Source organism: Pantoea sp. K16 (assembly GCF_048452805.1).
Lineage (GTDB): Bacteria > Pseudomonadota > Gammaproteobacteria > Enterobacterales > Enterobacteriaceae > Pantoea > Pantoea agglomerans.
In genome coordinates, this window is record NZ_JBLWNV010000012.1 from 56,207 (window position 1) to 76,941 (window position 20,735).

The window sequence follows — 20,735 nt, forward strand, 5'->3', positions numbered from 1 at the left end:
GGGAGAGCGGGCACAAAAACGTGATTGATTGTAAAGAGACTCTATTCCAGGAGCCAGCGTTTTACCTATATTTACGCTGTGGCAGCAAATGGGGGGAGCAAACGTTAAACCCCGGCAATTACGTGATTAAAATCACACAACACATGAAATATGGATCTCTGGTTTCACTGGTTGTTTATTAAGATCACGGTTCCGTTTACACTTTCTGACACTTTTTGGCACCCGGTTCTCAACAGGTTCAGAACATGACAAACCGTAATCGTATTGGCCTCACCTGGATAAGCTTCTTCTCCTACGCGCTTACCGGCGCGCTGGTGATTGTTACCGGCATGGTAATGGGCGATATCGCAAAAGATTTCCAGATCCCCATCTCCAGCATGAGTAATACCTTCACCTTCCTCAACAGCGGCATCCTGGCGGCGGTTTTCCTGAACGCCTGGCTGATGGTGATTGTGCCACTGAAGCGTCAGCTGATTTTCGGCTTCGTCCTGATGGTACTGGCGATAATCGGGTTGATGACCAGCCGCGATCTGACCGTCTTCTCGCTCTGTATGTTTGTGCTGGGCGTGGTCAGCGGCATTACTATGTCGATCGGCACCTTCCTGATCACCCATATGTATGAAGGCCGCCAGCGCGGTTCGCGCCTGCTGTTTACCGACTCCTTCTTCAGCATGGCGGGCACGCTGTTTCCGGTGCTGGCGGGGATTCTGCTGGCGCGTCAGCTGCCGTGGTACTGGGTCTACGTCTGCATCGGCTTTATCTACGTCGCGATCTTCATCATGACGCTGTTTGTCGAGTTCCCGGTGCTGCGTAAGCCCGAAAACAGCCCGACAGTTGAGAAAGAAAAATGGGGTGTGGGCGTGCTGCTGCTGGCAGTGGCGGCGCTCTGCTACATTCTGGGCCAGCTTGGCTTTATCTCCTGGGTGCCGGAATATGCCACCAAAGTCATGGGCATGAATATTAATGATGCCGGACAACTGGTGGGCAGCTTCTGGACCGCTTATATGGTGGGGATGTGGGCCTTCAGCTTCCTGCTGCGCTTCTTCGATCTGCAACGCATTCTGATGGTGCTGGCGGGACTGGCTACCGTGCTGATGTACTGGTTCGTCAGCAGCCAGGATGCCAGCATGCTGAAGTGGATCATTATGGTGTTGGGCTTCAGCTCCAGCGCGATTTACACCACTATCATCACGCTCGGTTCGCTGCAGACCAAAGTGGCGTCACCGAAGCTGGTGAACTTCATTCTGACCTGCGGTACCGTCGGCACCATGCTGACCTTCGTGGTGACCGCGCCGATTGTTGAGAAGAGCGGCGTGCACACGGCGCTGGCCACCGCCAACGGCCTCTACGCGGTGGTGTTTGTGATGTGTGTCCTGCTGGGGCTGGTCACTAAACATCGCTCGCACGGTCACGTTACGCATTAATCATTCAGGGCGGCGATAGATCGCCGCCCTGCTGTTTAACGCCGGAAGTCTATCCGCTCCCGCTCCCGCCAGTAAATCTCGCTTTCTGCAGGCTTTGTCTCTGCCACCACAGTGCCGCGACGCAGCGAGTAGCGCACCGGAACCTGTCTTCTTACTGCATCAAAACCACTCTCTGCCGGCAGAATAATCAGGCTGGCATCGTTGCCGGTCTGAATGCCATAGCCTGACAGCTGCAGCGTCTTCGCGCTGTTATGCGTAATCAGATCCAGACCCGCATCAATCTGCTCATAGCCCATCAACTGACAGACGTGTAAGCCCATATGCAGCACCTGCAGCATGCTGGCGGTGCCCAGCGGATACCAGGGATCGAACACATCGTCGTGGCCGAAACAGACGTTAATCTCCGCCTCCAGCATCTCTTTCACCCGCGTAATGCCGCGCCGCTTAGGGTAGGTATCAAAGCGGCCCTGCAGGTGAATATTGACCAGCGGATTCGCGACAAAATTAATGCCCGACAGCTTAAGCAGTCGAAACAGTCGTGAGGTATACGCGCCATTGTAAGAGTGCATCGCGGTGGTATGACTGGCCGTCACGCGCGCGCCGTTGCCATCGCGATGCGCCAGCGCCGCCACGGTTTCCACAAAGCGCGACTGTTCATCATCGATCTCATCGCAGTGAACATCGATCAGCCGATCGTAGCGGTTAGCCAGCGCAAAGGTTTTATGCAGCGACTCAACGCCATATTCACGGGTGAATTCGTAATGCGGGATCGCGCCGACCACATCCGCGCCCAGCCGCAATGCCTCCTCCAGCAGCGCTTCACCGTTGGGATAAGAGAGAATACCCTCCTGGGGAAAAGCAACAATCTGGATAGTGATCCACGGCGCCATCTCCGCCTTCAACTCCAGCATCGCTTTAAGCGCCGTCAGTGACGGGTCAGAAACGTCAACATGAGTACGGACAAACTGAATGCCGTTGGCAATCTGCCACTTCAGCGTCTGCATCGCCCGCCGCTTAACATCTTCATGACTGAGCATGGCTTTGCGTTCAGCCCAGCGCTCAATGCCTTCAAACAGCGTACCGGACTGGTTCCAGGCGGGTTCGCCAGCGGTCTGAGTCGTATCCAGATGAATATGCGGCTCAATAAAAGGCGCGCAGGCTAAGCCACCCTCGCCGTCCAGCGATTCATCCGCCGGTGAAGCGTGCTGCGGCTGGGCTGAGAGCCGGGCAATTTTGCCATCGGCGATGGCGATCTGCCATAACCCATCCCGCCAGGGTAAACGCACGTTATTGATCCACTTAGGTGACATCATTGCCGACTCCTTTTCCGGTTTTGTGTTTTAAAACTAACACGATTCAGGTGACCCGCCGCAAGCCCGAATAATCAGCAGGTTATCCGCACCAGAAAAAATTATTTCAAATCAACCATATACCTCTTAATGGGTATATGGCGTCGTGGTTGATGTATATCAATAAGTGCCAGAAACGGCGCGCTATTGTAGCCGCAGATATCGCAAATTTGAGGCAAAAATGAGCAAGCACAATGTCGTCGTTATCGGTAACGGCATGGTCGGCCACCGCTTCATAGAAGAATTACTAGAGAAAGCGGAACCTGACCAGTTTTCGCTGACCGTCTTTTGTGAAGAACCCCGCGTCGCCTATGATCGTGTCCACCTGTCCGCCTACTTTTCCCATCACACCGCTGAAGAATTGTCGCTGGTTCGTGAAGGCTATTACGACAAACATCAGGTCAATCTGCTGCTGGGTGAACGCGCCATCACCATTAACCGTGATGAGAAGCTCATCCACTCCAGTACCGGTCGCGCGGTGCATTACGATACGCTGATTTTTGCCACCGGCTCTTATCCGTGGATCCCGCCAATTAACGGTGCCGAAGGCAGCGACTGCTTTGTCTATCGCACCATCGAAGATCTCAACGCCATCGAAGCCTGTTCGCGCCGCAGTAAATGCGGTGCGGTGATTGGCGGCGGCCTGCTGGGGCTGGAAGCGGCGGGCGCACTGAAAAATCTGGGCATTGAAACCCACGTTATTGAATTTGCGCCGGTGCTGATGGCGGAGCAGTTAGATCAGCAAGGCGGTGAGCAGCTACGTCGCAAGATTGAGCAGATGGGCGTGCGGGTCCACACCGGTAAAAACACCCAACAGATTGTGCATCACGAGCACGGCGGCAAAACGCTGCAGTTTGCTGATGGCAGCGCGCTGGAGGTCGATTTCATCGTCTTCTCCACCGGCATTCGCCCGCAGGACAAACTGGCGAAGCAGTGTGGATTAGCACTGGGGCCGCGCGGCGGCATCGCCATTGATGACCAGTGCCGGACCAGCGATCCCACTATCTACGCCATCGGTGAGTGCGCTGCCTGGCAGAATCGCGTCTATGGCCTGGTGGCGCCGGGATACAAAATGGCCCAGGTCGCCAGCGACCATCTGCTGGGCCGCGACAATGCGTTTACCGGCGCGGACATGAGCGCCAAACTGAAGCTGCTGGGTGTTGATGTTGGCGGCATTGGCGATGCGCGCGGCACCACGCCAGGCGCTCGCAGCGTGGTCTGGCTGGATGAGAGCAAATCGATCTACAAGCGCCTGATTATCAGCGAAGATCAGAAAACCCTGCTGGGTGCCGTCCTGGTGGGCGACACCAGCGACTATGGCAACCTGCTGCAGCTGGTGCTGAATGCTATTCCGCTGCCTGCTAATCCGGAAGCGCTGATTCTGCCAGCCGGCAGCGGGGATAAACCGGCCATCGGCGTCGATTCTCTGCCTGATACCGCACAAATCTGCTCCTGCTTTGACGTCAGTAAAGGCGACATCATTAAGGCGGTTCAGGGTGGCTGTCATACCGTGGCAGCACTGAAAAGCAGCACCCGTGCCGGCACCGGTTGCGGCGGCTGTATCCCACTGATCACCCAGGTTCTCAACAGTGAACTCAGCCGTCAGGGCATTGAGGTCAATAACCATCTTTGCGCCCACTTCGCCTGGTCACGTCAGGAGCTTTATCACCTGATTCAGGTAGAGGAGATTAAAACCTTTGACGAACTGCTGGCCCGCTATGGTCAGGGTTACGGCTGTGAAGTGTGCAAGCCGGTGGTTGGCTCACTGCTCGCCTCCTGCTGGAATGAGTATGTGCTCAAACCCCAGCACGCGCCGTTACAGGACAGCAACGACCTCTACCTTGGCAACATCCAGAAAGATGGCACCTACTCGGTGATCCCGCGCTCGCCCGGCGGTGAAATCACGCCCCAGGGACTGAAAGTAATTGGCGAGATCGCCGAGCGCTATCAGCTCTACACCAAAATTACCGGCTCTCAGCGCATCGGTCTGTTTGGCGCGCAGAAAGACGATCTGCCCGCTATCTGGTCACAGCTGATCGACGCCGGATTTGAAACCGGCCAGGCCTACGCCAAGGCGCTGCGGATGGCGAAAACCTGCGTTGGCAGCGCCTGGTGCCGTTATGGCGTGGGTGACAGCCTCGGCTTCGGCGTGATGCTGGAGAACCGCTACAAAGGCATCCGCACGCCGCACAAGATGAAGTTTGGTGTCTCTGGCTGCACCCGCGAATGTGCGGAAGCACAGGGCAAAGATGTCGGCATTATCGCGACCGAAAAAGGGTGGAACCTCTACGTCTGCGGCAACGGCGGCATGAAACCGCGCCATGGCGATCTGCTGGCGGCCGATCTCGATCAGCAGGCGCTGATCACCTATCTCGACCGTTTCATGATGTTCTATATCCGCACCGCCGACAAACTGCAGCGCACCTCGCTGTGGCTGGAGAGTCTGGAAGGCGGCATCGACTATCTGCGTAAGGTGATCGTGGATGACAAACTTGGCCTCAACAGCCAGATGGAGCAGCAGCTGGCCGCACTGCGCGGCAGCGTCAGCTGTGAATGGAAAGCGACGCTGGAAGATAAGGATCACCTGACGCGCTTTGCCCACTTTATCAACTCGCCGCAACGCGATCCTGGCGTGCAGCGGGTCGCGGAGCGCGACCAGCACCGCCCGGCACGCGCCGATGAACGCATTGCCGTGACCCTGATTGAGGAGACCGAATCATGAGCCAGTGGAATCCGGTGTGCCCGCTGACGCAGATCCTGCCCGCCACGGGCGTCTGCGCGCTGGTCAAAGGCCAGCAGGTTGCTATCTTCCGTCCCCGCAACGATGAGCAGCTCTATGCCATCAGCAATATCGACCCGTTTGCCGATGCCAGCGTGCTGTCACGCGGCATTATTGCTGAACATCAGGATGCGCTCTGGGTTGCCAGCCCGCTGAAAAAGCAGCGTTTCCGTCTTAGCGATGGCTACTGCATGGAGGATGAAACGCGCTCCGTAGCGGCCTGGCCGGTGCGGGTCAATGCCGGACAGGTTGAAGTCTGCCTGTAACTCCCGTCAACAGCCCGCCTCCGCGGGCTTTTTTAAGGACGTCTGATGGACTACTTCCCCTTGTTCTGCCGCCTGCAGGGCCGACGCTGCCTGCTGGTCGGCGCAGGTGACGTAGCTGAGCGGAAAGCCCGCCTGCTGCTGGAGGCCGGCGCCGAACTGCTGGTCGGTGCCCTTGATTTCTCCCCCGCCTTCCGGCAATGGGCGCAGCAGGAAACCATCACGCTGCTGCCAGGGGCGTTTGATCCGCACTGGCTCACCGGCTGCTGGCTGGTGGTCGCCGCGACCAGCGATGATGCGGTTAATCAGCAGGTGGCTGAAGCCGCCGAAAAACAGCAGATCTTCTGCAATCTGGTGGATGCGCCGCAGCAGGCCAGCGCCATTATGCCGTCGATTATCGATCGTTCCCCGCTGATGGTCGCCGTCTCTTCCGGTGGACGCGCGCCGGTACTGGCGCGCCTGTTGCGGGAGAAGCTGGAGGCGATGCTGCCGCAACACCTTGGCCAGCTGGCTCAGCTGGCAGGCACTCTGCGCGCGCGGGTGAAACAGCAGTTCAGCGCTGTCAGTGCCCGCCGCCACTTCTGGGAACGCTTCTTTAACAGCGAGCGGCTGGCCCAGACGCTGGCCAACGGCGACAGTGAACGCGCGGAGCAGATTACCGACCAGCTCTTTAACGCTGACCTTCGCCAACAGGGTGAAGTGGCACTGGTTGGTGCCGGTCCGGGTGATGCCGGATTACTGACCCTGAAAGGCTTACAGCTGATCCAGCAGGCAGACGTCATCGTTTATGACCGGCTGGTCTCTGATGAGATCCTGAATCTGGTGCGCCGCGATGCCGAGCGCATTTTTGTCGGGAAACGCGCCGGACATCACTGCGTGCCGCAGGATGAGATCAACCAGCTGCTCTGCGAACAGGCGCAGCGGGGAAAACGGGTCGTGCGGCTGAAAGGCGGCGATCCCTTTATCTTTGGTCGCGGCGGTGAAGAGCTGGAAGCGCTGGCGCAGCGGCAGATTCCGTTCAGCGTGGTGCCGGGGATCACCGCCGCATCGGGCTGTGCGGCTTACAGCGGTATTCCCCTGACCCACCGCGATCATGCGCAGAGCGTCAGACTGGTTACCGGGCATCTGCAGAAAGAGGGCACGCTCGCCTGGCAGACGCTGGCGGCGGAACAGCAGACGCTGGTCTTTTATATGGGGCTCACGCAGGCCGGAGAAATTCAGCAGCAGCTGATAAAGCACGGTATGCGCAGCGATATGCCGGTAGCGCTGGTGGAAAACGGCACCACTACGCGTCAACGCGTGGTCACCGGGACACTGAGCGAGCTGGAAGCGTTAGCCGGTCAGGTGACCAGTCCCAGCCTGATGATCATCGGCAGCGTGGTAAGTCTGCGCGACAGTCTGCGCTGGTTCTGAGTCCGGCAAATAAAAACGGCGGGCACAATGCCCGCCGTCCTGGTTGTCTGCTCAGCCATTACGGCATCGCGACAAAGCCTACCGCCTGATACACCTTCTTCAGCGTTTCCTGCGCCTGTGCGCGTGCTTTGGCCGCGCCATCACGCATCACCTGCTCCAGCAGTGCTTCATCGTTGCGGAAGCTGTGATAACGCTCCTGCAGCTCAGAGAGCATACCCGACACAGCATCGGCTACTGCGCCCTTCAGGTGACCATACATCTTGCCTTCGAACTCCTGCTCCAGCTCGGCGATAGTTTTACCGGTCACGCCCGACAGAATATCCAGCAGGTTAGAGACGCCCGCTTTCTCTTTGATATCGTAGCGCACCACTGGCGGCTCTTCAGAATCGGTGACGGCGCGTTTAATCTTCTTCACGACCGCTTTCGGATCTTCCAGCAGGCCGATCACGTTATTGCGGTTATCGTCAGACTTGGACATCTTCTTCGTCGGTTCCAGCAGCGACATCACGCGCGCGCCAGACTTCGGAATCAACGGCTCTGGTACTTTGAAGATATCGCCGTAGATCGCATTGAAGCGATGCGCGATATCGCGGCTCAGCTCCAGATGCTGCTTCTGATCTTCACCCACCGGCACCTGATGGGTCTGATAGAGCAGAATGTCAGCCGCCATCAGCACCGGATAGTCGAACAGACCGGCGTTAATGTTCTCTTCGTAACGCGCTGATTTATCCTTAAACTGCGTCATGCGGCTCAGTTCACCGAAGTAGGCATAGCAATTCAGGATCCAGCTCAGCTGCGTGTGCTCTGGCACATGCGACTGAACGAAGATGGTGCTTTTTTGCGGGTCTATACCACAGGCCAGATAGAGCGCCAGCGTGTCCAGCGTCGCTTTACGCAGTGCAACAGGATCCTGACGCACGGTGATAGCGTGCAGATCAACGATGCAATAAATGCAGTGGAAATCATCCTGCATCTGCACCCACTGACGCAGCGCTCCCATATAGTTGCCAATGGTCAGTTCGCCGGACGGCTGTGCGCCGCTGAAAACGATGGGTTTCATACTTATGTCCTGATATTTACAGCCCCAGAGCGGGCAAAAGTTCGTCGAAAGAGTCGAGGGTTAAATCGGGCTGGCTGGTGGCAATCGGCTCGCCATAGTTATAGCCAAAGGTCATGCCGATATTGGGTACGCCCGCCGCCTGTGCCGCCTGGATATCATTGCGTGAGTCGCCGACAAACAGCAACTCATTCGGCAACACACCAAAGGTGCCCAGCACCATAAAAATTGCCGCAGGATGCGGTTTTTTAACCGGCACATCGTCGCCACCGATAATCAGCGAAAACGCATCAGCAATGCCAAGCGACTCCAGCAGCGGTGCCACAAACGGCGTCGGCTTGTTGGTGACTATCGCCATCGGCAGCCCGGCAGCCTTTAATGCGGCCAGCGTCTGCTTTACCTGTGGAAACAGCGTACTGCCCGCATCCACGGTATCGGCATAATGCCGGTCAAACAGTGCCCGCGCATCACGCTGCTCTTCCGGCTGCGGCTCACGGCCCAGCGCGAAGGTCAGCGCGCGGGCCATCATGATATCCGCGCCGTTGCCAATCCAGGTTGAGACACGCTCAAGGCCCGCCTGCGGCAGACGGAGGTCGTTCAGCGTGCGGTCAATCGCATCGGCCAGGCCGGGTGCGCTATCCACCAGTGTCCCATCGAGATCAAACGCCAGCGCACGAATATCAGTGAAATGAGCCATTGGCCTTCTCCAGTTCGTTGCGCATATCATCGATCACTTTTTTATAGTCAGGGTGACCGAAGATCGCGGAACCGGCGACAAACATGTCGGCACCGGCGGCAGCGATCTGGCCAATATTGTCGATCTTCACGCCACCATCCACTTCAAGACGAATGCTGTAACCGCTCTGATCGATACGTCTGCGCGCTTCACGCAGTTTATCCAGTGTACCAGGAATAAATGACTGACCGCCAAAGCCAGGGTTCACTGACATCAGCAGAATGATATCCAGCTTATCCATGACGTAATCGAGGTAGCTCAGCGGGGTCGCCGGGTTAAACACCAGACCCGCTTTGCAGCCATGCTCTTTGATGATTTGCAGGGTGCGGTCAACGTGTTCGCTGGCTTCGGGATGAAAGGTGATGTAGGTGGCACCCGCTTTGGCGAAATCAGGGATTAGCGCATCTACCGGCTTCACCATCAGATGCACATCGATGGGGGCAGTGATGCCATAGTCGCGCAGTGCTTTCAGCACCATCGGACCCATGGTCAGATTAGGCACGTAGTGGTTGTCCATCACGTCGAAGTGAACCACGTCACCTCCGGCCGCCAGCGCTTTGGCTGTGTCTTCGCCCAGGCGAGCAAAGTCCGCCGAAAGGATTGAAGGGGCCAGCAAATATTGTTTCATCCGATTCTCCCACTGTTGTGCGCCAGCACGCAGGCTGGCGTAATGCGTTGGTCGCGGACGAAACAGACTAGCTATAAAGTGCCAGCAGTTCGTCGACCTTGGTGCGACCCGTTATGCTTCGGCTGATAGAACGCCGGGCTTTGACCACATGTAACTCTGCATCCTGATACCATAAACGCGTCAGTGCAGTGTCGTGGTTAGAAATCAGTACCGGTATCCGGTTCTCCGACGAAGCCAGCTTTGCCGCTAACGCCGCCAGGTTCTCCTGCTCACGCAGGCTGAAGCTGTTGGTGTGATAAGCCGTGAAATTGGCCGTTGCCGACAGCGGCGCATAAGGCGGATCGCAATAGACTACCGAGCCTTTACCGGCATTGGTCAGGGTAACATCGTACGATTCACAGACAAACGTCGCTTTTTGCGCACGCTCGGCAAACCATAACAGTTCTGCTTCAGGAAAGTAGGGTTTGCGATAGCGGCCAAACGGCACGTTGAACTCGCCACGCAGGTTATAGCGACAGAGGCCGTTGTAACAGTGACGGTTCAGATAGAGGAACAACAGCGCGCGCAGGTAGGCGTCGGTGCTGGTGTTAAATTCGGTGCGACGCTGGTAATAACAGATCTCGTTGTTACTTTCCGGCGTAAACAGCAGCTGCGCGTCACGGATGAAATCCGCCGTGCGCGTTTTAACAATGTTATAGAGATTAATCAGGTCACTGTTGATATCAGCCAGATGGTAGCGATCAAATTCAGTGTTCAGAAACACCGAACCCGCGCCAACAAAGGGTTCTACCAGACAGTCGCCTTGCGGCAGATGGCGATGGATCTCTTCTACTAAGGGAAATTTTCCCCCTGCCCATTTCAGGAAAGCGCGATTTTTTTTCATGCTGTCGTGGTTATTACATCTTATTGTGAGGCTGTGGCTGGACCGACAGCAGATCTGCGCTTAAAACGGGGCCAGAAACTGGCCCCACATCCGCTATTGGCTGGCTTCTTTCTTCACCTGGCTTACTGGTTTAACCCACGGGTTCTTCGCACGCACTTCGGCAGGCAGTGAGGCTACCGCGCGTTTGGCATCAGCCGGTGTGGCATAGGAACCACTCACCAGCACGTACCACGACTGACCGTTACGGGTGGTTTTGTAGACGTGATACCCACTCAGATTCTGCTGCTTAGCCCAGGCATTCAGGCTTTCCGCCTTCGATGCACCGCTCAGCTGCAGGGTATAGCTGCCGCCTGGTAATGATTTGCTGGCTGAACTGCTGCCTGCTGCCGCAGTGGCCGGAGCAGAAGGGGCTGGCGTACGTGCTGGCGTGGTATGTGTTTTGCTGTCACGGGTTGCAGGCTTCGAAGCAGTTTTATGCGATGAATCGTGCGCCGGACGGGCAGAAGCGTTTGATTTGTTTGGCGTCTGACGGCCTGCAGGGGCCGTAACCGGATTCGCAGCCGTTCCGGCATTGCCGCTGACCGTGGCAGGGGCTGTTGGCAGTGAACTGCCACCCTGCGTGCCCATCGCGGCACTGTCGACCTGCTGCTGCTGATTACTCAGCGCGCTGTTCAGATCGCCCGGCAGCGTGACACGCTGCTGATTTGCTGGCGTCTCAACAGGGGCTGCCTGCGTAGGCGTTGAAGCCACAGGCGGCATTGAGACGTCGCGCTGCGGGTCAGACGCAGCATTACCGCTGGTCGCCGCGTTATTTTCGCTGGTAGCTGGCGTGGTCTGCCCGCCGGTTGGCGTCGTCTGTCCACCTGACATGGAAGAGGAGCCGGCCAGGTCGATATTCTTCTCACTGCCGGAACCGCCGCCAGCGGCAGGCGTGTTGCCCGCAGTCGCAGGTTTTTTCTCATCCGGGCCATTCAGCGCCGAACCAATACCCAGTACCAGTAACAGCAGAACCAGGATCCCGACACCCATCATGATGCGCTGGCGCGAAACCGGTATTTTGGCTGCGGGAGACGACTTACGAGGGCGCGAGGGACGGCGATCGCTGGCGTCAGGTTTTAACTCATCTTCCGGTTTAAACTCATCCATTTTGCCTCCTCCGTAAAGCGGCATTCCGCACTGCGCACCCTGCGCGCCGCGTCACCACTCAACTGCTTAATCTCAGGATTGCTGACAATCATTAATTGCAGCCAGCACCATATCATGTGCCACGCCACCACGCACTTCAGAGCGGCCAATCGACAGCGGGAGTACCAGCCGCAATTCGCCCGCCAGAACTTTCTTATCGCGCATCATGTGCGGCAGATACATCTCCGCACTCATCGCCTCCGGCCCATGTACCGGCAAACCGGCACGCAGGAACAGGGCAATAATGCGGTCCGTCTCCTGCGCCTGGAACTGCCCCAGGCGTTCAGCCGTGCGTGCCGCCATCACCATGCCCGCTGCAATCGCTTCACCGTGCAGCCAGTTGCCATAGCCCATGTGTGCTTCAATCGCATGACCAAAAGTATGGCCCAGATTCAGCAACGCCCGCTGACCGTTTTCACGTTCATCGGCGGCCACGACTTCGGCTTTCAGTTCACAGCAGCGACGAATGCAGTACGCCAGCGCCTGTTCATCCAGCGCCAGCAGGGCATCAAGATTCTGCTCCAGCCACTGGAAAAACGCACCGTCGAGGATGATGCCGTACTTAATCACTTCCGCCAGACCCGACGCCAGTTCGCGCGCGGGCAACGTCTGCAGACAGGCAGTATCAATCACCACCGACGCGGGTTGATAAAACGCGCCGATCATGTTTTTGCCCAGCGGATGGTTAACGGCCGTTTTGCCGCCAACCGAAGAGTCGACCTGCGACAGTAAGGTGGTCGGTACCTGAATAAAGCGTACGCCACGCTGATAACTGGCCGCAGCAAAACCGGTAAGATCGCCAATGACGCCGCCGCCTAAGGCGATAAGCGTCGTATCACGACCGTGCGGCTTTTGCAGGAGCGCGGTAAAAACCTGATCCATCACGGCCAGCGTCTTATATTGCTCGCCGTCGGGTAAGATCACCTGATCCACTTTTACACCTGCCGCCGTCAGCAGCGCCGTCAGCTGGTCAAGATAAAGCGGAGCCAGCGTCTGGTTTGTCACCACCATGGCGTTTTCGCCCGCGGTTAGCGGCCAAAAAGAAGCCGGATCGTTAAACAGTCCGGCAGCGATAGTGATGGGGTAACTGCGTTCCCCCAGTGAGACGGTGATCTTCTCCATGATGCCCGATACCTGTTAAGGAGCCTTCGAACGTTGGATCAACTTTTTTCCAACATGTGGATAATCTGATTCGCCACCACTTTCGCACTCTGATCATCTGTGCGAATGGTTACATCGGCGATCTCTTCGTAGAGCGGGTTACGTTCGCCAGCCAGCGCTTCGAGCACTTCACGCGGCGGTGAATCCACCTGCAGCAACGGACGTTTTTTGTCACGTTGGGTGCGCGCCAGTTGCTTCTCGATGGTGGTTTCAAGATAAACCACAACACCGCGGGCGGAGAGACGATTACGCGTTTCCCGGGATTTGACGGAACCACCGCCTGTCGCCAGGACGATGCCTTGCTTCTCGGTCAGTTCGTTAATGATTTTTTCTTCGCGATCGCGAAAGCCAGCTTCGCCTTCGACATCAAAAACCCAGCCCACATCCGCTCCGGTGCGTCGCTCAATTTCCTGATCGGAATCGAAGAACTCCATGTTGAGTTGCTGAGCCAACTGACGGCCAATAGTGCTTTTGCCGGCACCCATCGGCCCAACCAGAAAGATATTGCGTTTCTCTGCCATTTTGTCGGTATTACTAAGAATTCGTTAATGATACCCCGCGTTCAGCATTTGCTGGCGGGACAGGAACTGAGACCTCATGAGCGTTAGCAAGAGTCAGATGAAAAATTATCTCAACACTCAAGGCTGTTTGGCAACCGATTATATTGCCTTCAGCACATCCATTTCTGAATTGGCCTGTGTTCGCGAAACTGTAACGCGCCAGCGCTGCGTCTTTACAACGCTGCGTACAGAGGAGTTTTCTGATCTGTTTGCCGGGATTTACCCAGCATAGACGGTTACACCGTATTGAAAATCGCTAAACCTTGTAAGCTAATTCCTCTCCTGCGTCAACGCAGATGGCCTTAAGGGACGCATTTTCCGTTTTATCCAGCCGTAAGCGCTGCTTCCCTGACCAATCGCGGCGTAATGAAGATCACCAGCTCTCTTTTTTTGCGCTGATCAGATTGCTGGCGAAACAACCCGCCAATCAGCGGCACATTTCCCAGTAGCGGCACCTGATTCTGTCCGCGGGTGCGCTGCTGCTGAAAGATACCGCCTAACGCCAGTGTTTGCCCGTCACTGACCGTGACCTGAGTCTCAATTTCCTGTTTATCGATGGATAATATGTCGCTATCGCCGGTTCTGATGCTGCGACCCGGCATATTCTGACTGATATGGATCTTCAGCTGGATGCGGCCATTGCCGGAAATCGTCGGTGTCACCTCCATACCCAGTACCGCTTCTTTAAACTCAATACTGGTGGCCCCGCTGTTTCCTGCCGACACCTCATAAGGAATTTCTGTGCCCTGCTTAATCGAAGCGGTCTGCTGATGTGAGGTAAAGAGGCGCGGACTGGCGATAATTTCAATCTGGTTCTCCTGCTCCAGCGCACTTAACTCCAGATCCAGAAGCTGCCCTCCAATGCGCGCCAGCGCCATACCCACGCTGATGCCGGGTGAACTCACCGCCAGCGGAACATCCAGCCGCGGATGATGCAGGATATCCGTTACGGCGGCGTCCCCCGCCTGCAATCCCCACTTCACGCCCAGCTCCTGCAGATGCTCCTCGCTGATAGTGACGATGTGGGCTGACAGCTCAATCTGTTCCAGTGGCAGATCCAGCGCCCGTATCCATCGCTCCGTCTCTTTTAAAGCCGCCGCAGTATCGCGCAGTAACAATGCATTGGTGCGTTTGTCGACCGTCACGCTACCGCGCGGTGTCATCAGCGACTGACGCTCACTCAGCAGGCTGGCATACACCTCGCTGGCGCTGGCATAACGCAATATCACAGCGCGCTGTTGCAAAGGAACCTGCTGCAACTGCGACTGCTGCTCAGCCTCACGTGCCTGCTGCTGAGCCTGCTGCCAGCTTTCCGGATAGACCAGCAGGACATTATCCTGTTCAACCAGCGTCAGCTTTGCCATGCGCGCCACCAGGTTGAGCGCCTGATGCCAGGGCAGGTTATCCAGCCGCAGCGATAACGAACCTTCAACCTCTGGCGCAATCATCAGATTGATCTGCTGATAGTCAGCCAGCGCCTGCAAAATACGCTCTACCGGGGCGTTATCAAAAGTCAGACTGAGAGGTTCCTCATCAGCGGCGTGAACCGGCGGCAGGCAGCTTAGTAGCAGCAGCAGAGTGGTTATCCTTATCATGCGAACGTCCTTTTAAATAAAATGCGGTCTGTTGTGCGTTGCAGCTATTCGGCACCGCTAAGGTGAGGCTGCGGCGGGTCATATCCGCCAGTTGCCAGGGTGCGAATGGAAATGGCTTGCCGGTGCGGGCCGTAATACTCTCTCCCTGCGGGGTCAGCAGCCAGGCATGGAAATGCGCCTCCCGGCCAATGATCCCCTGCAGACGCCAGCCGGTGAGCGGTTCCACTGACGCCTCACAGACGGAACCGGCTACAGGCCGGAACGGATCGCGCGCCAGTACGCCGCCACAGCACAACAGTAAAATCAGCAGACTATGGCGCATCGTCAGGTTCCAGCCAGAGTTGAGCCACCAGGTACTGCGGCTGCGCCAGCAGCTGGAAATGCACCGGAAACGGTGCGGAGGCCTGGGCAAGCTCGGCAAAAAGCGACTGGAACGCCGGCCACTGCAGATGCAGCGTCAGCATGCGTGAGGGGGCGTCCGGCTGCCACTCTTCAAGCTGGCTACGGCGTGCCGCCAGGATCTCTTCCACTGCACGGCCCGATGCAGATGCTGATCTCGCGATCTGCATCGACTGCAGCTGCGCCTGCAACTGCGCATTATCAGGGTTCTGACGCCACTGGTGCTGGCGCAGCTGCAGAGTGCGGGTCAACTGCAACAGCGTCTGCTGTTCAGCAATGAGCGCCTGCTGCTGTGGCCGTAACCACAGGATCCAGAAGAGCAGCAGCAGACCGGATAAGAGTGCGGCGAGCAAGCCATAGCGCGCAATAGCGGCCATCTGCCACCAGCGCTCCCACCATTCACTCACTGTTCACCTCCTGCATCTCTGCCCGCAGTGAAAACCGATAATGGCCATCAGCCTGACGCTTAACCCCGCCCTGCTTCACCAGACCAAACAGGGCCACAGTGGTTAATTGCTGGCGGAACTGTCGGACTGCCGCCATATCCTGTGCCTGCCCCTCCAGTGTCAGACGGTTGTCGCGCTTTTCCAGCCGGGTCAGCCAGGCGGTGTCGGGCAGCAACGCGGGTAAATCGAGCCAGAACTGCTGCCAGGCGGCCAGTTGTGCAGCCTGCTGGCGATGCTTCACCTGCTGTTTTTGCACGACTGCGAGCTGCTCCAGTAACTGCTTCTGTTGCGCTAACTGCTGCCCAAGGCTTTCCAGCGCCTGCTGCTGCGTCCTGCTCGCCTGCGCCACCTGCTGACGCGTCTGCTGTATCCGCCAGGTTTGCTGCATCACCACCAGTAACAGGGCGCCAGTCGCCAGTGACAGCACGACCAGGCTCTGTCGCCGCTGCTGTTGCCGACGGCGCTGCCGCCAGGGCAGCAGATTAACCGCGACCATCACTCATCTCCGTCGCGCAGCGCCAGCCCGGCCGCCAGCGCAAAAGCGCCCGGATTCTCCGGCAAAGGTGGCTGCTTATAACGAAACAGATCAAAAGGGGAAAACGCGCTAACGTCTGCGGGCAACGGCGTCTGCTCTGCGGTACACCAGGCGACAGAACGCGCCCCGGGAAAGGCCTGCCGTTGCAGTGCCTCCAGCGTGGCGGCTTCGCCTGTGTCAGCAGCGGTGTGCGCATCGCTCCAGAGCCAGCGGTTATCCTGCTGCAGAACCAGCACCGCGTCGTCCTGCAGCGCTGCCTGCCGGGCTAACCGCTTCAGCGCCTCGGTGGTCAGTTCGAACACCTGCGGCTTTAAACCCGCCTGCAACAGGGGTGCCGCCCACTGGTCGATAATCTCCAGCCGCGCTGCCGTGACGCAGAGCTGCCCGCTCTGCACATCCGGCCGGTAATCCAGCGCCAGCGCAGCGGGCTCCAGCGGAAAGAGACGGCGCGCGGCCGCCTGCACGTAGTGCCCCAGCGCGGGCTCCTTCAGCGACTGCGCAGGCAGGGGAAGCTGGCGCTGCAGCACCAGCTGGGCAGGCAATCCGACCCGCAGCGAATAACGGCGTGGTAACCGCTGACGCCAGGTCGTTAAGGCCGCCAGTAATTCAGGCGAAGATTGCAGCACGCCGTTTCTTAACGTATCTTGCGGCAGCCGCTGCTGCCACCAGTGGCGTAGCTGCCAGCCATCACGACGAGGCTGGAGGGCCAGGGCGCAAATCTGCCTATTCTGAATATCCAGCCCAATTTGCCAGGTATGAAAAGCCATACGCGCGATCTCCTTATCGTCCGGGAAAATGGACATATCAAAGCGTCTGGCTTGCCTTTATACTACCGCGCGGTTGTTTATAAACTGCTCAAACGACAACAGATGGGAAATTCCAGGTGAAGTTCGTAAAGTATTTATTGATCCTTGCAGTGTGTTGCATCCTGTTGGGAGCTGGCTCGATTTATGGTTTATACAAATACATAGAGCCGCAGCTGCCCGACGTAAACACACTGAAAGATGTGCGTCTGCAAACCCCTATGCAGGTTTACAGCGCCGATGGCGATCTGATCGCCCAGTATGGCGAAATGCGCCGTATTCCTTTGACTCTGCAGCAAGTGCCACCTGTGATGGTGAAAGCGTTTATTGCGACCGAAGATAGCCGTTTTTATGAGCACCATGGTGTTGATCCGGTGGGTATTTTCCGTGCGGCCAGCGTTGCGCTGGTCTCCGGTCACGCCTCGCAGGGTGCCAGTACTATCACTCAGCAGCTGGCCCGTAACTTCTTCCTGAGCCCGGAACGCACCCTGATGCGTAAAATAAAGGAAGCGTTCCTGGCGATCCGCATTGAGCAGTTGCTGAACAAAGATGAAATCCTTGAGCTCTACCTGAATAAGATCTACCTCGGCTACCGTGCTTATGGCGTCGGCGCAGCCTCACAGGTCTATTTTGGTAAGCCGGTTGACCAGCTGTCGCTGAGTGAGATGGCGATGATTGCCGGTCTGCCGAAAGCCCCTTCCACCTTTAACCCGCTTTACTCGCCGAGTCGTGCCCTGTCGCGCCGCAACGTGGTGCTGGCGCGTATGCTGGATCAGCATTACATCACGCAGCAGCAGTATGATGAGGCGCGTAATACGCCGCTGGTCGCGAAGTATCACGGTCCGGAAATCGCTTTCTCTGCCCCCTATCTCAGCGAGATGGTGCGTCAGGAGATGGTGAAACGCTACGGTGAGAATGCCTACACCGATGGTTACAAGGTCTACACCACCGTGACCCGTCGCCTGCAGGAAGCCGCGCAGACCTCCGTTCGCAATAACGTCATGGCCTACGATATGCGTCATGGCTATCGCGGCCCGACCAGCGTGCTGTGGAAAGTGGGTGAACCGGCATGGGATCAGACGAAGATTGAGAAAGCGCTGAAGACGCTGCCGGTCTATGGTCCGCTCAATCCGGCAGTCGTAACCGAAGCGCGCAGCGATGAAGCGACGGTGATGCTGAAAGATGGCAGCAATGTGTCGCTGGCATTAGCCGGTGTGCGCTGGGCGCGTCCTTATAAGTCTGACACCGTGCAGGGCCCGACGCCGAAAAGCGTGACGCAGGTATTGCAGGCCGGCCAGCAGATCTGGGTGCGCAAGGTGGGTGATGAGTGGTGGCTGGGCCAGGTGCCGGATGTGAACTCGGCGCTGGTCTCGCTGGATCCGAATGATGGTGCGGTGCGCGCGCTGGTAGGCGGCTTTGCCTTTAACCAGAGCATGTTTAACCGTGCGACCCAGGCGCTGCGTCAGGTCGGCTCTAACATCAAGCCTTTCCTCTATACCGCCGCAATGGATCGCGGGCTGACGCTCGCCTCAATCCTTAACGATGTGCCGATTTCACGCTGGGATGCGGGTGCGGGTGCTGACTGGCGTCCCAAGAACTCACCGCCAACTTACGATGGTCCGATTCGTCTGCGTCAGGGTTTAGGCCAGTCGAAAAACGTGGTGATGGTGCGTGCGATGCGTGCGATGGGCGTGGATTACGCTGCTGAGTATCTGCAGCGCTTTGGTTTCCCGGCTCAGAACATTGTTCATACCGAATCGCTGGCATTAGGTGCGGCCTCGTTTACCCCGTTACAGGTGGTGCGCGGCTACTCCGTGATGGCGAATGGCGGCTTCCTGGTCGATCCTTACTTCATCACCCGGATTGAGAACGAACAGGGCGGCCTCGTATTTGAAGAGAAACCGAAGATCGCATGCCCGCAGTGCAATCTGCCGGTGATCTACGGCGAGACCAAAAAAGCGCTGGCCCTGAATGAAGAGAGCGTCGAGAACGTTGCAGCCTCTAATAACAACCAGAATCAGGCCGTTCCTCAGCCTGAACTGGAGCAGGTTCCCGCTCAGGCACAACAGGGTGAGCAGCAATATGCACCGCACGTGATCAACACCCCGCTCACCTTCCTGATCAAGAGCGCGCTGAACAGTAACATCTTTGGCGAACCGGGCTGGATGGGAACAGGCTGGCGTGCCGGGCGTGACCTCAAGCGTAATGATATCGGCGGTAAAACCGGTACCACTAACAGCTCGAAAGATGCCTGGTTCTCGGGTTACGGCCCTGGCGTGGTCACCTCAGTCTGGATCGGCTTTGATGATGCGCGCCGCAATCTGGGCCGCAGCACGCTCTCCGGCGCCATTCCCGATCAGATTTCGGGCTATGAAGGCGGTGCCAAGAGCGCGCAACCGGCATGGGATGAGTACATGAAGAGTGCGCTGGATGGTGTACCGGTGCAGCCGTTAACACCGCCGGATGGCGTGGTCACGGTGACGATCGATCGCAGCACCGGCAAGCTGGCAAATGGAGGGGGTAACACCCGTCAGGAGTACTTCATCAATGGCACCCAGCCAACCGAATATTCGGTTCATGATGTGGGTACCACCATTATGGATAACGGTGAGAGTCACGAGCTGTTCTGATGTGACCCACGAAACCGCACTGTAAAAAAGGCCGACGTCAGTCGGCCTTTTTTATTCAGTCACAGATGATATTCAGTAACTCAGCCGTCCCTGCTTCACCAGCCATTCGCGCGCCATAAACAGCGCACTGACATTACGTGCCTCGCGGAAATCGGGTTCATCCAGCAGCGACATCATATCGCTCAGCGGCCAGCGGTGGACAATCAGCGGCTCCGGCTCATCGCCTTCCAGCTTTTCAGCGTAGAGACCTTCCGCCACCACAATGTTCATTTTGCTGGAAAAGTAGGAGGGCGCCATGGTGAGTTTGCCCAGCGTTGTCAGCTGTTCGGCACCAAAACCGACCTCTTCTTTCAGTTCGCGAACTGCCGCTTCATTCACGGTTTCACCTGAATCGATCAGCCCCTTGGGGAAACCAAGCTCATAGGTTTCCAGTCCGACGGCATACTCCTGAATCAGGATCAGATGGTCATCAATAATCGGCACAATCATCACCGCTTCACGCTCTGAGGGCTTCATCCGCTCATAAACGCGATGCGCACCATTGCTGAAAGTCAGATCGACCGATTCAATGGTGAATAACCGTGAACGTGCCACGGCGGTGATATTGAGGATGTCAGGTTTTTTTGGAATTTTCATATCAGCCTCAAATTATTTTGCGCCGGCTATCTGGAGCGAATTAGCATACCTAACCACAGGCAATTGTGCGACAGTCAGACAATCACGTTATCGTTACACAGATTACATCGATTGAATAACAGCCTTTGGTTATCAGTTAAGACTAAATTTGCATTAGTCAATATGCTGCGATAAGTTTCAGATAATACCGATATTTAATCCAGTCTGAGCCGGTTACCATTCGGACAAGGCAGGGTTTAACAAATGCTAATCA

General features: G+C 57.1%; 20 protein-coding genes. 6 read left to right on the forward strand and 14 right to left on the reverse strand.

Going from position 1 to position 20,735, the window contains the following annotated elements; genetic code table 11:
- Positions 1-245 precede the first annotated feature (245 nt).
- Positions 246-1,424 (forward strand): MFS transporter TsgA, encoded by a 1,179-nt coding sequence (gene tsgA, locus ACK13D_RS16360; protein ID WP_031593897.1) that lies wholly within the window; start codon positions 246-248, stop codon positions 1,422-1,424.
- Between the two features lie 35 nt (positions 1,425-1,459).
- Here tsgA and ACK13D_RS16365 read toward each other — a convergent pair whose 3' ends face one another.
- The gene (locus tag ACK13D_RS16365; protein WP_029519456.1) at positions 1,460-2,737 is read right to left on the reverse strand and encodes a cytosine deaminase; all 1,278 of its coding nucleotides are present in this window, start codon (positions 2,735-2,737) and stop codon (positions 1,460-1,462) included.
- Between the two features lie 217 nt (positions 2,738-2,954).
- Here ACK13D_RS16365 and nirB point away from each other — a divergent pair, with 217 nt between their 5' ends.
- From nirB to cysG, 3 genes are read left to right on the forward strand one after another with little or no spacing between them, the layout of a single operon-like run.
- Complete coding sequence (gene nirB / locus ACK13D_RS16370) at positions 2,955-5,495, forward strand: nitrite reductase large subunit NirB (RefSeq protein ID WP_418796873.1); 2,541 nt, start codon at positions 2,955-2,957, stop codon at positions 5,493-5,495.
- Positions 5,492-5,818, forward strand: coding sequence for a nitrite reductase small subunit NirD (gene nirD, locus ACK13D_RS16375; RefSeq protein ID WP_010253107.1), 327 nt, complete (start codon positions 5,492-5,494; stop codon positions 5,816-5,818). The genes nirB and nirD overlap by 4 nt, the downstream gene beginning before the upstream one ends.
- Positions 5,819-5,863: 45 nt before the next feature.
- Positions 5,864-7,228 (forward strand): siroheme synthase CysG, encoded by a 1,365-nt coding sequence (gene cysG, locus ACK13D_RS16380; RefSeq protein ID WP_418796875.1) that lies wholly within the window; start codon positions 5,864-5,866, stop codon positions 7,226-7,228.
- Positions 7,229-7,286: 58 nt separating this feature from the next.
- Here cysG and trpS read toward each other — a convergent pair whose 3' ends face one another.
- The 7 genes from trpS to aroK form a co-directional block, all read right to left on the reverse strand.
- On the reverse strand, positions 7,287-8,288 hold the full coding sequence (trpS, locus tag ACK13D_RS16385; RefSeq protein ID WP_010253111.1) for a tryptophan--tRNA ligase: 1,002 nt from the start codon (positions 8,286-8,288) through the stop codon (positions 7,287-7,289).
- 16 nt (positions 8,289-8,304) lie between these two features.
- Positions 8,305-8,982: a phosphoglycolate phosphatase gene (locus ACK13D_RS16390; RefSeq protein WP_010253114.1), complete on the reverse strand. Its 678-nt coding sequence runs from the start codon at positions 8,980-8,982 to the stop codon at positions 8,305-8,307.
- On the reverse strand, positions 8,966-9,649 hold the full coding sequence (gene rpe / locus ACK13D_RS16395) for a ribulose-phosphate 3-epimerase (RefSeq protein ID WP_010253116.1): 684 nt from the start codon (positions 9,647-9,649) through the stop codon (positions 8,966-8,968). The genes ACK13D_RS16390 and rpe overlap by 17 nt, the downstream gene beginning before the upstream one ends.
- Positions 9,650-9,716: 67 nt before the next feature.
- Complete coding sequence (dam, locus tag ACK13D_RS16400; RefSeq protein WP_022624047.1) at positions 9,717-10,532, reverse strand: adenine-specific DNA-methyltransferase; 816 nt, start codon at positions 10,530-10,532, stop codon at positions 9,717-9,719.
- A gap of 93 nt (positions 10,533-10,625) precedes the next feature.
- Positions 10,626-11,678, reverse strand: a complete 1,053-nt coding sequence (locus ACK13D_RS16405) for an SPOR domain-containing protein (protein WP_022624046.1) — start codon at positions 11,676-11,678, stop codon at positions 10,626-10,628.
- 72 nt (positions 11,679-11,750) lie between these two features.
- Complete coding sequence (gene aroB / locus ACK13D_RS16410) at positions 11,751-12,839, reverse strand: 3-dehydroquinate synthase (RefSeq protein WP_010253124.1); 1,089 nt, start codon at positions 12,837-12,839, stop codon at positions 11,751-11,753.
- 38 nt (positions 12,840-12,877) lie between these two features.
- Positions 12,878-13,399 (reverse strand): shikimate kinase AroK, encoded by a 522-nt coding sequence (gene aroK, locus ACK13D_RS16415; protein ID WP_003852989.1) that lies wholly within the window; start codon positions 13,397-13,399, stop codon positions 12,878-12,880.
- Positions 13,400-13,496: 97 nt separating this feature from the next.
- On the opposite strand from aroK, the gene ACK13D_RS16420 reads away from it, so the two are divergent.
- A complete protein-coding gene (locus ACK13D_RS16420; protein WP_223265993.1) occupies positions 13,497-13,670 on the forward strand; it encodes a hypothetical protein in 174 nt (57 codons plus the stop codon).
- Positions 13,671-13,761: 91 nt separating this feature from the next.
- Here the strand turns inward: ACK13D_RS16420 and hofQ are convergent, their stop codons facing one another.
- The 5 genes from hofQ to pilM are packed head-to-tail and all read right to left on the reverse strand — an operon-like array spanning position 13,762 to position 17,180.
- Positions 13,762-15,033, reverse strand: coding sequence for a DNA uptake porin HofQ (gene hofQ, locus ACK13D_RS16425; RefSeq protein WP_418796879.1), 1,272 nt, complete (start codon positions 15,031-15,033; stop codon positions 13,762-13,764).
- Entirely contained in the window at positions 14,972-15,355 is a 384-nt protein-coding gene (locus tag ACK13D_RS16430; RefSeq protein WP_022624044.1) for a DNA utilization family protein, read from the reverse strand. The genes hofQ and ACK13D_RS16430 overlap by 62 nt, the downstream gene beginning before the upstream one ends.
- On the reverse strand, positions 15,345-15,839 hold the full coding sequence (locus ACK13D_RS16435; protein ID WP_022624043.1) for a HofO family protein: 495 nt from the start codon (positions 15,837-15,839) through the stop codon (positions 15,345-15,347). Before ACK13D_RS16435 ends, ACK13D_RS16430 begins: the two co-directional genes overlap by 11 nt.
- Positions 15,832-16,374: a PilN domain-containing protein gene (locus tag ACK13D_RS16440; RefSeq protein ID WP_187505971.1), complete on the reverse strand. Its 543-nt coding sequence runs from the start codon at positions 16,372-16,374 to the stop codon at positions 15,832-15,834. The genes ACK13D_RS16435 and ACK13D_RS16440 overlap by 8 nt, the downstream gene beginning before the upstream one ends.
- On the reverse strand, positions 16,374-17,180 hold the full coding sequence (gene pilM / locus ACK13D_RS16445; protein ID WP_132499652.1) for a type IV pilus biogenesis protein PilM: 807 nt from the start codon (positions 17,178-17,180) through the stop codon (positions 16,374-16,376). The genes ACK13D_RS16440 and pilM overlap by 1 nt, the downstream gene beginning before the upstream one ends.
- A 116-nt stretch (positions 17,181-17,296) precedes the next feature.
- Here pilM and mrcA point away from each other — a divergent pair, with 116 nt between their 5' ends.
- On the forward strand, positions 17,297-19,846 hold the full coding sequence (gene mrcA, locus ACK13D_RS16450) for a peptidoglycan glycosyltransferase/peptidoglycan DD-transpeptidase MrcA (RefSeq protein WP_022624040.1): 2,550 nt from the start codon (positions 17,297-17,299) through the stop codon (positions 19,844-19,846).
- 72 nt (positions 19,847-19,918) lie between these two features.
- Here mrcA and nudE read toward each other — a convergent pair whose 3' ends face one another.
- A complete protein-coding gene (nudE, locus tag ACK13D_RS16455; protein ID WP_010671562.1) occupies positions 19,919-20,482 on the reverse strand; it encodes an ADP compounds hydrolase NudE in 564 nt (187 codons plus the stop codon).
- Between the last annotated feature and the right edge of the window lie 253 nt (positions 20,483-20,735).

Bases quoted from the DNA above. Each gene is read 5' to 3' on its own strand.
- tsgA (WP_031593897.1), top strand. From the start codon at position 246: ATGACAAACCGTAATCGTATTGGCCTCACCTGGATAAGCTTCTTCTCC.
- ACK13D_RS16365 (WP_029519456.1), bottom strand. From the start codon at position 2,737: ATGATGTCACCTAAGTGGATCAATAACGTGCGTTTACCCTGGCGGGAT.
- nirB (WP_418796873.1), top strand. From the start codon at position 2,955: ATGAGCAAGCACAATGTCGTCGTTATCGGTAACGGCATGGTCGGCCAC.
- nirD (WP_010253107.1), top strand. From the start codon at position 5,492: ATGAGCCAGTGGAATCCGGTGTGCCCGCTGACGCAGATCCTGCCCGCC.
- cysG (WP_418796875.1), top strand. From the start codon at position 5,864: ATGGACTACTTCCCCTTGTTCTGCCGCCTGCAGGGCCGACGCTGCCTG.
- trpS (WP_010253111.1), bottom strand. From the start codon at position 8,288: ATGAAACCCATCGTTTTCAGCGGCGCACAGCCGTCCGGCGAACTGACC.
- ACK13D_RS16390 (WP_010253114.1), bottom strand. From the start codon at position 8,982: ATGGCTCATTTCACTGATATTCGTGCGCTGGCGTTTGATCTCGATGGG.
- rpe (WP_010253116.1), bottom strand. From the start codon at position 9,649: ATGAAACAATATTTGCTGGCCCCTTCAATCCTTTCGGCGGACTTTGCT.
- dam (WP_022624047.1), bottom strand. From the start codon at position 10,532: ATGAAAAAAAATCGCGCTTTCCTGAAATGGGCAGGGGGAAAATTTCCC.
- ACK13D_RS16405 (WP_022624046.1), bottom strand. From the start codon at position 11,678: ATGGATGAGTTTAAACCGGAAGATGAGTTAAAACCTGACGCCAGCGAT.
- aroB (WP_010253124.1), bottom strand. From the start codon at position 12,839: ATGGAGAAGATCACCGTCTCACTGGGGGAACGCAGTTACCCCATCACT.
- aroK (WP_003852989.1), bottom strand. From the start codon at position 13,399: ATGGCAGAGAAACGCAATATCTTTCTGGTTGGGCCGATGGGTGCCGGC.
- ACK13D_RS16420 (WP_223265993.1), top strand. From the start codon at position 13,497: ATGAAAAATTATCTCAACACTCAAGGCTGTTTGGCAACCGATTATATT.
- hofQ (WP_418796879.1), bottom strand. From the start codon at position 15,033: ATGATAAGGATAACCACTCTGCTGCTGCTACTAAGCTGCCTGCCGCCG.
- ACK13D_RS16430 (WP_022624044.1), bottom strand. From the start codon at position 15,355: ATGCGCCATAGTCTGCTGATTTTACTGTTGTGCTGTGGCGGCGTACTG.
- ACK13D_RS16440 (WP_187505971.1), bottom strand. From the start codon at position 16,374: ATGGTCGCGGTTAATCTGCTGCCCTGGCGGCAGCGCCGTCGGCAACAG.
- pilM (WP_132499652.1), bottom strand. From the start codon at position 17,180: ATGGCTTTTCATACCTGGCAAATTGGGCTGGATATTCAGAATAGGCAG.
- nudE (WP_010671562.1), bottom strand. From the start codon at position 20,482: ATGAAAATTCCAAAAAAACCTGACATCCTCAATATCACCGCCGTGGCA.